Source organism: Nocardia sp. CA-119907 (genome assembly GCF_050955995.1).
GTDB lineage: Bacteria > Actinomycetota > Actinomycetes > Mycobacteriales > Mycobacteriaceae > Nocardia.
Genome location: NZ_CP192091.1, coordinates 435,406 through 448,704, shown reverse-complemented (window position 1 = coordinate 448,704; position 13,299 = coordinate 435,406). Strand labels below are relative to the sequence as shown.

Here is a 13,299-nt window from a genome sequence, read left to right as displayed (position 1 = left end):
CCGGCGCTACAGGCGCGCCTTCACGGCGGCCGAGAGCCGCGCGCCATCGGCCTTACCCGCGGCGATCGCGGTGGCGACCTTCATGACCTGGCCCATCTGTCGCATGCCCGGCCGCTCGCCGAGTTCCTGGGCGACCTGGGCGATCGCGGTGTCGGCCACATCGGCGACCTCCGCGTCGGTCAGCTGACTGGGCAGATATTCATCGATGATGCGCGCCTCGGCATGCTCATTGGCGGCCAGTTCGCCACGCCCGGCCTGGGTGTAGACCTCGGCCGATTCGCTGCGCTTCTTCGCCTCTTTCTGCAGTACGGCAATGACCTCGGCGTCGGAGAGTTCCCGCGCCTGTGCGCCCGCCACCTCGGCGGTCTGGATGGCGGCCAGCAGCATCCTGAGGGTAGCGAGGCGCAGCGTGTCCTTGGCTTTCATCGCGGCGGTCATATCCGCGCGCAGCTGCGATTTGAGTTCCGACATGTGCCACACGGTAGCCGCTTCCCTGTTCCCGGCCCACTACATTTGGCGCCCTGTCGTATTGGCAATGCTCCCGGGGGGCGCGGGTCCGAATTGACCGCACCACGCCGACCGCTTGTGCGGAAACACACTCGGCGTTCCGCACCGGGGTCACCTATGCTGGGCAAATGCCCGTAATCTCGACCGCCGCCATCCGACGAACCGCCTTGGGAGCCGCCGGGGCCGCGGTGGCCGGTATCGGCTACGCCTCGCTGATCGAACGAAACGCCTTCGTACTGCGTGAGGCCACGATGCCGGTGCTGCAGCCGGGCTCGTCGTCGCTACGGGTGCTGCACATCAGCGATCTGCACATGATGCCCGGTCAGAAGCTCAAGCAGCAGTGGCTGCGGGAGCTGGACCGGCTGGAACCGGATCTGGTCGTCAATACCGGTGACAACCTGTCGCATCAGAAGTCGGTGCCCGCGGTGGTCCAAGCCCTCGGCGGCTTGCTTTCCCGCCCGGGCCTTTTCGTTTTCGGCAGCAATGACTACTTCGCGCCGGTGCCGAAGAATCCGGCGAAGTACTTCAAGAAGGACCACCGGCGGGTGTACGGCGCGCCGCTGCCGTGGAAGGACCTGCGCGCGGCCTTCACCGAGCGCGGCTGGCTGGATCTGACCCACGTCCGTCGCGATGTCGAGGTCTCCGGCTTTCGGATCGCGAGCGCGGGCGTCGACGATCCGCATCTGCAGCGCGACCGGTACGACACCATCGCGGGCGCACCCAACCCGCTCGCCGTGCTGAGCATCGGCCTGACCCACTCGCCCGAACCCCGGGTGCTGGACCGCTTCGCCGCGGACGGCTACGACCTGGTCATGGCCGGGCACACCCACGGCGGTCAGCTGTGTCTGCCCGGATACGGTGCGCTGGTCACCAACTGCGGTATCGACCGTTCGCGGGTGAAGGGCTCCTCCAAGTGGGGTGCGCACACCCAGTTGCACGTCTCCGCCGGTCTCGGCACCTCGCCGTGGGCGCCGTACCGCTTCTGCTGCCGCCCCGAGGCCACGCTGCTGACCCTGGTCGCCGCACCGCCGAAGCGTCCCAATGCCGATAGCGGCCAGGGTGTTTCACCCTCGGAAGCCATCGCACGCTGAGTTCGGCTAAGGTCCCTTGCCGAGGCTGACGTCAGGCAGGGGACCAGTGTGAGTGATTTCGACGACCGGCGCGACGAATCGACGGATTCGAGGCGACCCGGGACGCCGTATCAGCAACAGCATTACGGCGCCGGACAATTCGGTCCTGCGCTGGGACAGCCCGAGCGTTCCACCCCCGCCGCTGACACCCGGCCAGCGCAGGCGCACAACACCTTCGGTGCGCCGGTACACCTCGATCCGCCGGTGTCGCCGCCGGGCGGCGGTGCGCCGAACTGGACCCACGGCACCAATGACGCGGCGGGTTCCTTGCAGTGGCAACCCGGCCACACCGGATCGACCCGAACGGCAAACGCGCAGGGACAATTCAAACCCACGACCGAGTGGGAACCCACAGCGATCGCCACGGCACCGCGCGGATCCACCTCGGCATCGCAGACCGGCCCGGGCCAGTACGGCTCGACGGCGCAATTTCAGGCCGGTGCAACAACATTCGGGCCGCAGGGGCCGACGCGCGCGGCCTATGGACAAGACGCCGGCCTGAACGCGCTCTTCGGCGACCGCATCACACCGGACGCATTGCGCCCGAATCGCAGCCGGGACCGGCGCGGCATCGCCTGGGTCGCCGCCGCGGCGGCGGCACTGGTGGTCGCGGGCGGAGCGACCGCGATCGTGTTCGCCAATAGCGGCCCGGACAACACCTCCGCGCAGAATCCGGCGCCATCGATGGTGAGCGCACTCACGCCAACGGCGTCGCATACCCCGGCACACTCCAGCACCAGCCAGCCCAGCGCCCCGGCCAATCACGAAACCCCGGTCGTACCCGGTTATCAGGTGGTGGTGGCATCGGACCTCGGCGCCGCCTACGACGTGCCCGCCGACTGGACCGTGGCCCCCGACGGCAAGGTCGGCGGTTTCGGCGAGCCGCCCAACGCCGTTACCGGTAAGGGCCTGGCGACCGAAGGGAAGAGCTACTGCCCCGGCTCCACCCGCACAGTGGCCTTCCTGACCGGTTCCAAGGACACCGATTCGGCAACCGCCGCAACCGAACTGGGCACCAGGACCGCCAAGATCGCGTACACGAACTCATCGGGCGGCACACCGAGCCCCGCACAGCCGCTCACCTCCCTCGACGGCTCCCAGCACGGCATGTTCGTGGAGACCAGGGGCACCGCAACCAAGGCCAATCCCGGCTGCGCGACGGACTACTCCGTCTACACCTTCGCCACCCCCACCGAGAACGGCAGCTTCGTCATGGTGATCACCGCCGATACCGGCGTCCCCAACGCCGTCGACGCGGCGACCGCGCAGCGCATCTTCACCAGCATTCGACCCCATGAAGGGTGATTGACCTGCCGGTTTAACGTCTGGACCGGAGCTGTTGTAAGCTACTCCAGGTTCGCTTCACGGGGTGTGGCGCAGCTTGGTAGCGCGCTTCGTTCGGGACGAAGAGGTCGCAGGTTCAAATCCTGTCACCCCGACTCGTGGTTGAGACGAACGGTTCCGCCCCCGGCCCGCACAGGCCGGGGGCGGAGCTGTTCGCGCTGGTTGGCCCGACGGTACGGGGTCGGCCACCACACCGCGCAGGCGATGACCGCTAGTAGCCCGGATATCAGGGCCAGCAACCCGACTATCACGAACGCTTCCATCGCTACCTCCCGAGACTGCTCGTAGGTGCACCCGGCGCCGAGGGCGGATCGCCACCGACGGACGGCGCGCGAGATCTGTCGGCGGGTCATCTCCGCTGGCTCCGCTACCGCGCGCCGGGCCGCTCATCAGCCTGCTGCGGCAATGTGTCCTGCAGTGGCGTGGCGGCGTTGCCAAGGTGTTGCTGTCTGCTCCACCTCACTGTGCACCGCTGGTGAGAAGTTCCGGAAGGAGGCGCGCCGAGGACAGGACCGAATGACAGCATGGCTGTTCCGATATGTCCCGCGATGTCCCGTATGGGCGGTGAGCACACTCTTACCGCTTGCTAACTTGCCGACATCTCGACGAAACGCGAGGTCCATAGCGTATACAGGCATGTCGACACGGGTGGCCACACAGGCGGATGGGGCGGGACGACCGTTGCGGGACGTGGTTTATACGACGTTGCGCGGCGAACTGATGAACGGGGATATCAGGTTCGGCCAGCGCCTGACCGAGCCCAAGCTGTCGGCTCGGTTCGGGATATCCAGGACGCCGATCCGAGAGGCACTGACGGTGCTGTGCTCGGATGGGCTGTTGCAGCGCGAGGAGTACGGCTTCACCCCGGTGCGGCCGAGCATTCCACTGATCCGCGATCTCTATGAGTTGCGAATTACCTTGGAGCTCAGTGGAATTCAGCGGGCCATCGATAATCCGGCGGTGGTGCACGATCACGCGCTGCTCGCGGCCGAGCGGGAGGCCTGGCTGGTCCTGCGGGCGGATCCGCCGGAGCAGGAGCCCGGTTTCGTGGTCCGGGACGAGGAATTCCACGTCACCCTGCTGACAGCGGCGGGCAATGCCGAACTGGTGCGCTCGTTGCAGGCGGTGAATTCCCGGATCCGGCATGTGCGGATGTATGACTTCATGGTCAACAACCGGATCGAGACCACCATCGCCGAGCATCTGGGAATTCTGGATGCCGTACTGGCACAGGATCTTCCGCTGGCCTACCGGCTACTGCACACCCATATCGGCGAATCGCTCGATGTGGTCCTCGATCGGGTCACGCGGGCGATTGCCGCGATGTCCCTGGCAACTGAATAGGGAGATTCCGGTGGCACTGGAGTTCGATACCGTCCTGGTCGCCAATCGCGGCGAGATCGCCTGTCGGATCATGCGGACGGCCCGCGCATTGGGCCTGAAGACCGTCGCGGTCTACTCCGACGCGGACGCTGGCGCGACACACGTCGAAATAGCCGATGTCGCAATACATCTGGGGCCGAGCCCGGCCGCCGAATCCTACTTGCGCGCCGACCGGGTGATCGATGCGGCCTTGTCGACCGGCGCGGGCGCCATCCATCCCGGATACGGATTCCTTTCGGAGAACGCGGATTTCGCTACCGCCGTCACCGAGGCGGGGATGACGTTCGTCGGGCCGACTCCGGAGCATCTGCGCATCTTCGGCGATAAGCACATCGCCAGGGAAACGGCCAGATCCGTTGGTGTGCCGCTGATTCCGGGCAGCGGGCTGCTCGAATCGGCGGAGCACGCGGTGGCCGAGGCCGAACGCATCGGCTACCCGGTGATGCTCAAGGCGGTCGGTGGCGGCGGTGGTATCGGCATGCAGGCCTGCGGCAATGCCGATGAGTTACGCACGGCGTATCGGCGGGTGCAGCGGCTGGCCGCGACGAACTTCTCCTCGACCGGTGTCTTCCTGGAGCGGTTCGTGGCGCGGGCCAGGCATATCGAGGTGCAGCTTTTCGGTGACGGTCGCGGACGCGTGGTCAGTCTCGGCACCCGGGATTGCTCACTGCAGCGGCGCAATCAGAAGGTGCTGGAGGAGGCGCCGGCGCCCGGGCTCCCGCCGGGGCTCTCGGAACAGCTGCTGGCGGCGTCGCGGGAGTTGGCCAGGTCGGTCGGGTACCGATCGGCGGGCACCGTCGAATTCGTCTACGACGTCGACCGCGGTGCGGCCTCGTTCCTGGAGATGAATACCCGGCTGCAGGTCGAGCATCCGGTGACCGAGGCGGTGACCGGGGTCGATCTGGTCGAGTGGATGCTGCGGCTCGCGGGCGGGGATACCGCGATGGTGGACGAACAGCCCGAGAGTGGACCGGCGATCACCGGCTGGGCCGTCGAGGCGCGGGTCTACGCCGAGGATCCGGGGCAGGATTACCGGCCCAGTGCCGGATTGATCACCTCGGCGGCCTTCCCGGATCAGACTGTTCGATCCGCGCCCGGTGTTCGGATCGACACCTGGATCGCCACGGGGACCGAGGTCAGCCCGTTCTACGATCCGCTGCTGGCCAAGGTGATCGCATCGGGGTCCAGCCGCGAGGCCGCCTTCGCGGGGTTGCGCAATGCGCTGGCCGCGACCCGGATCTATGGGGTCCAAACGAATCTCGCTCAGTTGCGTGCCGTAGGCGCCGATGCCGTAGTGCTCGGGGCCGAGCATGTCACGACCACGCTGGCGGGTATCCGGCCCGCCGGACAGCGCATCGACGTGCTGCGTGGCGGCACGATGACCACGATCCAGGATCATCCGGGGCGAATCGGCCTGTGGCAGGTCGGCATTCCGCCATCGGGTCCGATGGACGATCTCTCGTTCATCCTGGCCAACGCCGCCGTCGGAAACCCCTCGGGAGTACCTGCACTGGAATGCACGCTGCAGGGGCCGCAGCTGCGCTTCGCCGATACCACCGTGGTGTGTGTGACCGGTGCGCAGACGCCGGTCACGGTGGATGGGCAGCCGGTTGCCATGTGGGAACCGGTGAGCGTCCCGGCCGGATCGGTGCTCGATATCGGCACACCGGCCGACGCGGGATTACGCACCTACCTCGCGGTGCGCGGCGGCATCGATGCGCCGCTGTATCACGGCAGCGCGGCCACTTTCACTCTTGGTGGTTTCGGTGGCAGTACCGGCAAAGCCGTTGTGGCAGGGGATGTTCTGGGTATCGTCGCGAATCGGGCGGATCTCGGTGCACCGCGCGTGGTACCGGTCGACGAGCGACCCGAATTCACCCACGTCTGGCGACTGGCCGTCGGTATCGGCCCACAGACCTCGCCCGCATACTTCACCGACGCGGATATGGACCAGTTCTATTCGCACCCTTGGAAAGTCGGCAGCCACGCGAATCGCACCGGCATCCGCCTGGAGGGGCCGAAACCGACCTGGTCGCGCACCGATGGCGGCGACGCCGGACTGCATCCGTCGAATCTGCACGACAATCCGTACAGCATCGGAACATTGAACGTCTCCGGCGATACCCCGATCCTGCTCGGACCGGACGGACCGAGCCTCGGCGGCTTCGCCTGCCCGCTGACCGTGGTTTCGGCACACCGCTGGAAACTCGGCCAGCTGCGCCCCGGCGATACCGTGCACTTCGTACCCGTCGACGACGATCGCGCCACCGCGCTGCGCCGTTCGAATGCCGCCCGCGCCCGCGCCGATATCCCCGAGACCACCGGGGATCTCACCGCGGCCCGGAGTCTGCTCACCGGTTCCGGCGCACCCGCCGGTCTGGACGATCGCGGCATCCTCGGCACGGTGGCCGCGGTCGCGGATCGCCCTCGGGTCGCCTATCTGCGCGGCGGCGATGACAATATCCTGGTCGAATACGGCGAGATGGTGCTGGATCTCGGGCTGCGCATGCGGGTGCACGCACTCGCGCAGGCGCTGGCCGATACCGGACTGCCGGGCATCATCGATGTGACACCGGGTGTGCGTTCACTGCACATCCACTTCGACCCCGATGTGCTGCCGCAGTATCGGTTGCTCGGTACCTTGACCGAGCTCGAGCTCGAATTGCCCGCCACCCACGATCTCGTGGTACCGAGCCGCACCATCCGGTTGCCGCTGTCGTTCGATGATCCGTCCATCGCCGAGGCGATCGACCGCTACCGCAGCGGTGTCCGCGATACCGCGCCGTGGCTGCCCTCGAATACCGAATTCATCCGCCGCGTCAACGGACTCGATAGCGTCGAGGATGTCCGCGCCGCGGTCTTCGACGCCGAATATCTGGTGCTCGGCCTCGGCGATGTCTATCTCGGTGCGCCACTGGCGGTTCCGCTGGATCCGCGACATCGGCTGGTCACCACCAAATACAATCCGGCGCGCACCTGGACGCCATCGGATGCCGTCGGCATCGGCGGCAAATATCTCTGCGTGTACGGCATGGCGTCACCGGGCGGCTATCAGCTGATCGGCCGGACGGTGCCGATCTGGTCCAGTTACCGGCAGTACGCGCCGTTCGAATCCGGCACCCCGTGGCTGTTCCGGTTCTTCGACCGGATCGTCTGGGAGCCGGTGACCGCCGAGCAGTTGCTCGAGCAGCGCGCGGCCGCGGCGGCGGGACGTTTCGACGCCGAGGTCAGCGAGGGTACTTTCGCACTCGCCGACCATCTGCGGATGCTCACCGAAAATGCCTCGGCCATAGCGGAATTCGAGAAACGACAGGCCATCGCGTTCGAGGTCGAAAAGCAGGCCTGGCGCGCCGCGGGCGAATTCGAGCGCAGCGTGACCATCGCGAGTGCGCCGGAACCCGCCACCGACCCGCTGGCCGGATTGCCGCCGGATGCGACCGTTGTCACCGCGCCGATGATCGGCAATGTCTGGCGAGTCGAGATCGAGGTGGGCCAGCGACTCGGCGCGGGTGACCCGGTGGCCATCCTGGAAGCGATGAAACTGGAACTGCCGGTGCACAGCCCGGGCACCGGCACGGTATTGAAGGTGCTGGTCACTCCCGGCGCCAAAGTAGAACCGGGAACCCCACTAGCAGTGATCGGAGCCGCCGAATGACCTCGGGCGTCCTAGGCAATACCGAAGTCCACGGCACGCCGACCGGGCGGGTCGCCGCCGCGTATCGGCGCATCGCCGAGGTCGATCGGCCGGAGGTGTGGATCACGCTGCGCGCGCAGGCCGATGTGGCCGCCGATGCCGCGGCCGTCGAGCGACGGGTCGCCGCTGGCGAATCCTTGCCGCTGGCAGGAGTTTTGGTCGCGGTCAAGGACAATATCGATGTCGCGGGATTGCCGACCACCGCGGCCTGTCCGGAATTCGCCTACACCGCCGAGGTGACCGCGGCGGCGGTCGAGCGCTTGATCGCCGCGGGTGCCGTGGTGCTCGGCAAAACCAATCTGGATCAGTTCGCGACCGGACTGGTCGGGACCCGCAGCCCGTACGGCGCGGTCCGCCATGCCGAGGATCCCGAGTTGATCTCCGGCGGATCCAGTTCCGGATCGGCGGTCGCGGTGGCATTGGGCATCGCCGATATCGGAATCGGTACCGACACAGCGGGATCCGGGCGCGTTCCGGCGGCACTGCACGCAATCGTGGGTATCAAGGCCACCCTGGGCATCATTCCGGCACACGGTGTCGTCCCGGCGTGTGCGGACTACGACGCCGTGACGGTCTTCGCCACCGATCTGGACCGCGCGGTCGCGGCCGCCGCGGTGATGGCCGGACCGGAGCCGCGGGATCCGCGCAGCCGCACGTGGCCCGCCGACGTACCACTCGCCGCACCGCGCACACCTCGGCTCGCGATCCCCCGCGCCGAGGATCTCGCCGCGCTCAGCGAGCCGTACCGAGATGCCTTCGCCCGCACGGTATCCGCGGTGACCAGCGCCGGTATGGCAACCGAAGAGGTGGATATTTCCGGCATGCTCGATGCCGCGCGGCTGCTGTACGACGGCGCGATCGTCGCGGAACGCTATGCGGCCGTCGGCACCTTCCTCGACACCGCACCGGCGAGCGCCGACCCGACCGTCACCGCGATCATCGAGGCCGCACGGGCCACGACCGGTCCCGGCTTCGCGTCCGATCTGGACGCGCTGGCCAGAGCCAAGGCCGCGGCCGCGGTGACACTGCGGGGATTCGCGGGTCTGCTGCTGCCGACGACCACGGAGCATCCGAGTATCGCTGCGGTACAGGCGGATCCGGTCGAGATCAACCGCCGGATGGGCACCTACACGAACTTCTGCAATCTGCTCGATATGGCGGCGGTGGCCGTCCCCGGCCTGCCCACCGCGACCGGAGCATCGTTCGGGGTGATGGTCGTGACACCCGCCTTCGACGATCAGATCGCCATCGATATCGCCGCCCGCATCCTCGGCGACGACGCCGCGCCGACACTGATCGACCGCGGTGTGGAACTCGCCGTATTCGGCGCACATCTGCGCGGTCAGCCACTGCACTGGCAACTCGAGGAGATCGGCGCGCGCTTCACCGGGGAGATCCGCACCACCGATGCCTACCGCCTGACCGCACTGGACACCACGCCCCCGAAACCGGGACTGGTGCGCCACGGCCCCGGACTCGGCGCGCCGATTCTCGGCGAACTGTTCCGGGTATCGGCGGCGGGCCTGGGCAGCTTCCTTGCCGCACTACCCGCGCCAATGGCACTGACCAGCATCGAACTCTCCGACGGCCGCGCGGTCATCGGCTTCGCCTGCACCTACGACGCCGCCCGCACCGCCACTGACATAACCTCCTTCGGCGGCTGGAAGGCCTATCTGCAAAGCCAGAACTAACCCGTTACCTCACTAAACGAATGTCTTACACATTTGTACTAGACAGGCGTGCAACTCGTCTGTTAGACATATGTGCAAGACAAACGAGTCAGTGAGGAACAGACCATGAGCACCAACCACTCCGCCACCACCCAGCCTCGGATCCTCGTGTGCGGCGGCGGGATCGGCGGCAATGCCGTTGCCCTGCAGCTGCTGCGGGCCGGGATCCGGGCGACCGTGGTCGAGCGTGCCGCCGAGCCGCGCCCGGGCGGGCAGGCTGTCGATCTGCGCGGCCCGAGCGCCGAGGTGGCGGAGCGGATGGGGCTGATGCCCGGAATCCGCAAGTCCCAACTGGACGAACGCGGCATGGTCTTCGTGAACAGTGAGGGCAAGGAGCTGCTGCGCATGCCCGCGGAGGTCTTCGAGGGCAAGGGGGCGGTCGCCGAGATCGAGATCACCCGCGGCGATCTGAACCAGGTGCTGCTCGATCTGCTCGCCGAGGCGGGCGGTGTGGATTACCGCTATGGCGAATGGGTCACCGAGATCAGCCAGGACGACGCGGGCGCGGACGTCACCTTCGCCTCCGGCATCACCGAGCGGTTCGACATCGTCATCGGTGCGGACGGACTGCATTCCGCGACCCGGCGCCTGGTCTTCGGGCCGGAGGAGCAGTTCTCCACCTACCTCGGCGGCTACATGTCCTTCTTCACGCTGCCCACGCCCGAATACGCGGAGCCGCACTGGATCGCGATGAACTCACTGGTCGGCGCGACCGGTGTCGGACTGCGCCCGGATGCCGATCCGGCCACCTGCAAGGCGCTCGTGGTCATTCGCGATGCGGCGAATCCGGCACTGCGCCGCGATGTCGCGGCGCAGCAGCAGCTCATTCGCGAGCGGCTGGCCGCCGGCGGCACGATCGCGAGCACCGTCTGTGACGCGATGGCCGACGCCAATGACTTCTACTTCGACGAACTGGCCCGCATCGACGTCCCGAACTGGTCCGAGGGCCGGGTGGTGCTGCTGGGCGACGCGGGCTACTGCGGTTCGCCGCTCACCGGGCAGGGCACCGCCATGGCGCTGGTCGGCGCCTACGTGCTGGCCGGTGAAATCGCCACGCACGCAACCGATCCCGCGCAGGCGCTGGCCCGCTACGAAGAGGTGCTGCACCCGTTCGTTGCCACCGCCCAGGAACTGCCGCCCGGCGGCCTGCGGTCGATGACGCCGCAGTCCAAGTTCGGCATCCGCGCCGGCCTGTTCGTCAGCAAGCTGATGACCACCAAGATCATGAAGCCGCTGATGATGAAGATGCTCACCAAGACCGAAAGCTACGACCTGCCCGATTACTCGGTTCAGACCGTCGGCTGACCACCGCGCTTCGTGGGGACCGGCACCGTGCGCCACGGTGCCGGTCCTCGCGTTTGCCGCGACATTGTGCGGACCCGAGGCGGACTCCGAACCGCCCGGCCGGGCCGGTCCCCCCTCGTGAACCGGCCCGGCCCATATCTGTGGATGGGATCTGGGCGTGCACCGAATGGTTACCTTCGGCAGCGGCGAGCGCAGGCTCGCCGGTCAGCTCCGGGAAGAGCCATCCGAAGTGGTTGCCCCCGATAAAGCTCCAGCCGGGCCGGTCACCCCTCGTGGACCGGCCCGGCTGGCGCTACCCCCGTGACGCGACCTGTTACCCCTCGTGAACAGGTCGAGCCCGGTTCCCCACCCCCGGTGGTGGCTTGGTACCGCCGGTGTTGACACAAACAATGCCGCCGCGGGCTTGTTGGGCACTTAAGAAGACCTTGCAGATGAAAAACCGCAGGTAGAGGCGCTATTTACGCGGGATCCCGACAAGTTTGCAGCACGCCGGCACGAATCGGCGGATGATGGGAAATGAGGGCACCAAGGAGATTGGAGCGGTGATGGAGACCCTGGTTGTCTGGGTGCTGGCCTGCCTGCTTTATTGGTGGGGCCTGTTGTAGTTCCGAAGCTCGGGGCCCGTCGAATCCTGCCCCCATATAACGAAACAGCTCCGCCTCCGACCGAAAGGGTCAGGGGCGGAGCTATTTTCGCCAGCGCTCGTCAGCGACCGCGCACCGGCTGCCGCGGCTCGGGCACGTCAGCCCTCGAGTCCGGCGCGGACACCTTCCTCGACGCGCTTGCCGAGATCCTGGTCCACGTTCTTCCAGTACTCGAAGACACGGGACAGTACGGGCTCGCGCACGCCGCCGAGCACGTGCCCAACGATATTGGCCACCAGGCGATCCCGCTGGTCGTCGTCGAGAACCTCACGCACCAGGGTGCCCGCCTGGGTGAAGTCGCCGTCCTCGGCGTGCTCGATGTAGCCCGCGCGCAGGATGGTCGGGTCGAACTCCCAGATGCCGCCATCGGGTGCCTGCTCGGGGTCGGCATGCGGGCCGCCGAACGAATTCGGTGCGTAGACGGGCACATTCGCGGCGTTGTAGTCGTAGCGCATGGCGCCCTCCTTGGAGTAGGAGTTCACCTCGGCGGCCCTGGCCCGGTTCGGCGGCAGCTGCGCGTAGTTGGTGCCGATGCGGTAGCGGTGCGCGTCCGCGTAGGCGAATACCCGGCCGAGCAGCATCTTGTCGGGCGAAAAGCCGATGCCGGGAACGACATTCGAGGGTTCGAAGGCGGCCTGCTCGATATCGACGAAGTAATTGCCCGGATTGCGGTTCAGCGTCCACTTGCCGACCTCGATCAGCGGGTAGTCCCGATGCGACCACACCTTGGTCAGGTCGAACGGGTTGAAGCGATAGCCCTCGGCCTCGGCGACCGGCATGACCTGCACATACAGCGTCCAGCTCGGGAACTCACCGCGCTCGATGGCCTCGTACAGATCACGGCGGTGGTAGTCGCCGTCGGCACCGGCGAGGCGGTCGGCCTCGGCCTGGGTCAGGTAGTCGATGCCCTGATCGGTCTTGAAGTGGTATTTCACCCAGAAGCGCGCACCGTCGGCATTGATCCACTGATAGGTGTGCGAGCCGTAGCCGTTCATGTGCCGATAGGTCTTCGGGATGCCGCGGTCACCCATCAGCCAGGTCACCTGGTGGGCCGTCTCCGGACGCAGGGTCCAGAAGTCCCACTGCATGTTGTTATCGCGGAGTCCGCTGCCGGGCAGGCGCTTCTGCGAACGGATGAAGTCGGGGAATTTGATCGGATCCTTGATGAAGAAGACCGGGGTGTTGTTGCCGACGAGGTCGTAGTTGCCGTCCTCGGTGTAGAACTTCACCGCGAAACCGCGCGGATCACGCCAGGTGTCCGGGCTGCCCTGCTCGCCGGCGACGGTGGAGAACCGGACCAGCGATTCGGTCCGCGCACCCGGCTGGAACAGCTCGGCCTTGGTATAGCGGCTGACATCGTTGGTCACCAGCAGCTCGCCGAAGGCGCCGGCGCCCTTGGCGTGCACGATGCGCTCCGGCACCCGCTCCCGGTTGAACTGGGCCAACTTCTCGATGAGGTAGTGGTCGTGCAGCAGGATCGGGCCCTGGGCGCCCGCGGTGAGCGATTCGTTATCGCTCTGGACCGGCGTTCCGGCATTCGTGGTTGTCGGTTTGGTCATTGC

8 protein-coding genes and 1 tRNA gene are annotated in these 13,299 nt (G+C 67.0%); 7 read left to right on the top strand and 2 right to left on the bottom strand.

Annotation, left to right across the window (positions count from 1 at the left end):
- Nucleotides 1–6: 6 nt before the first annotated feature.
- Nucleotides 7–471, bottom strand: a complete 465-nt coding sequence (locus tag ACQP2D_RS02040) for a GatB/YqeY domain-containing protein (RefSeq protein WP_433682039.1) — start codon at nt 469–471, stop codon at nt 7–9.
- Between the two features lie 164 nt (nt 472–635).
- Between ACQP2D_RS02040 and ACQP2D_RS02035 the strand changes: the two genes are divergently transcribed.
- The 7 genes from ACQP2D_RS02035 (at nt 636) to ACQP2D_RS02005 (ending at nt 11,093) form a co-directional block, all read left to right on the top strand.
- Nucleotides 636–1,598 carry a metallophosphoesterase gene (locus ACQP2D_RS02035; RefSeq protein ID WP_433682038.1) on the top strand — a complete coding sequence of 321 codons (963 nt, stop codon included), beginning with the start codon at nt 636–638 and terminating at the stop codon, nt 1,596–1,598.
- A gap of 48 nt (nt 1,599–1,646) precedes the next feature.
- Nucleotides 1,647–2,942 (top strand): hypothetical protein, encoded by a 1,296-nt coding sequence (locus ACQP2D_RS02030; protein ID WP_433682037.1) that lies wholly within the window; start codon nt 1,647–1,649, stop codon nt 2,940–2,942.
- Between the two features lie 60 nt (nt 2,943–3,002).
- Nucleotides 3,003–3,076: transfer RNA gene (locus ACQP2D_RS02025), tRNA-Pro, on the top strand.
- A gap of 541 nt (nt 3,077–3,617) precedes the next feature.
- Nucleotides 3,618–4,325: a GntR family transcriptional regulator gene (locus tag ACQP2D_RS02020; protein WP_433682036.1), complete on the top strand. Its 708-nt coding sequence runs from the start codon at nt 3,618–3,620 to the stop codon at nt 4,323–4,325.
- Nucleotides 4,326–4,335: 10 nt separating this feature from the next.
- Nucleotides 4,336–8,019 (top strand): urea carboxylase, encoded by a 3,684-nt coding sequence (gene uca, locus ACQP2D_RS02015; RefSeq protein ID WP_433682035.1) that lies wholly within the window; start codon nt 4,336–4,338, stop codon nt 8,017–8,019.
- Nucleotides 8,016–9,749 carry an allophanate hydrolase gene (gene atzF / locus ACQP2D_RS02010; RefSeq protein ID WP_433682034.1) on the top strand — a complete coding sequence of 578 codons (1,734 nt, stop codon included), beginning with the start codon at nt 8,016–8,018 and terminating at the stop codon, nt 9,747–9,749. Before uca ends, atzF begins: the two co-directional genes overlap by 4 nt.
- Nucleotides 9,750–9,854: 105 nt before the next feature.
- Nucleotides 9,855–11,093, top strand: coding sequence for an FAD-dependent monooxygenase (locus ACQP2D_RS02005; RefSeq protein ID WP_433682033.1), 1,239 nt, complete (start codon nt 9,855–9,857; stop codon nt 11,091–11,093).
- A gap of 742 nt (nt 11,094–11,835) precedes the next feature.
- On the opposite strand, the gene ACQP2D_RS02000 is transcribed toward ACQP2D_RS02005, so the two are convergent.
- A complete protein-coding gene (locus ACQP2D_RS02000) occupies nt 11,836–13,296 on the bottom strand; it encodes a catalase (RefSeq protein ID WP_433682032.1) in 1,461 nt (486 codons plus the stop codon).
- Nucleotides 13,297–13,299 lie beyond the last annotated feature (3 nt).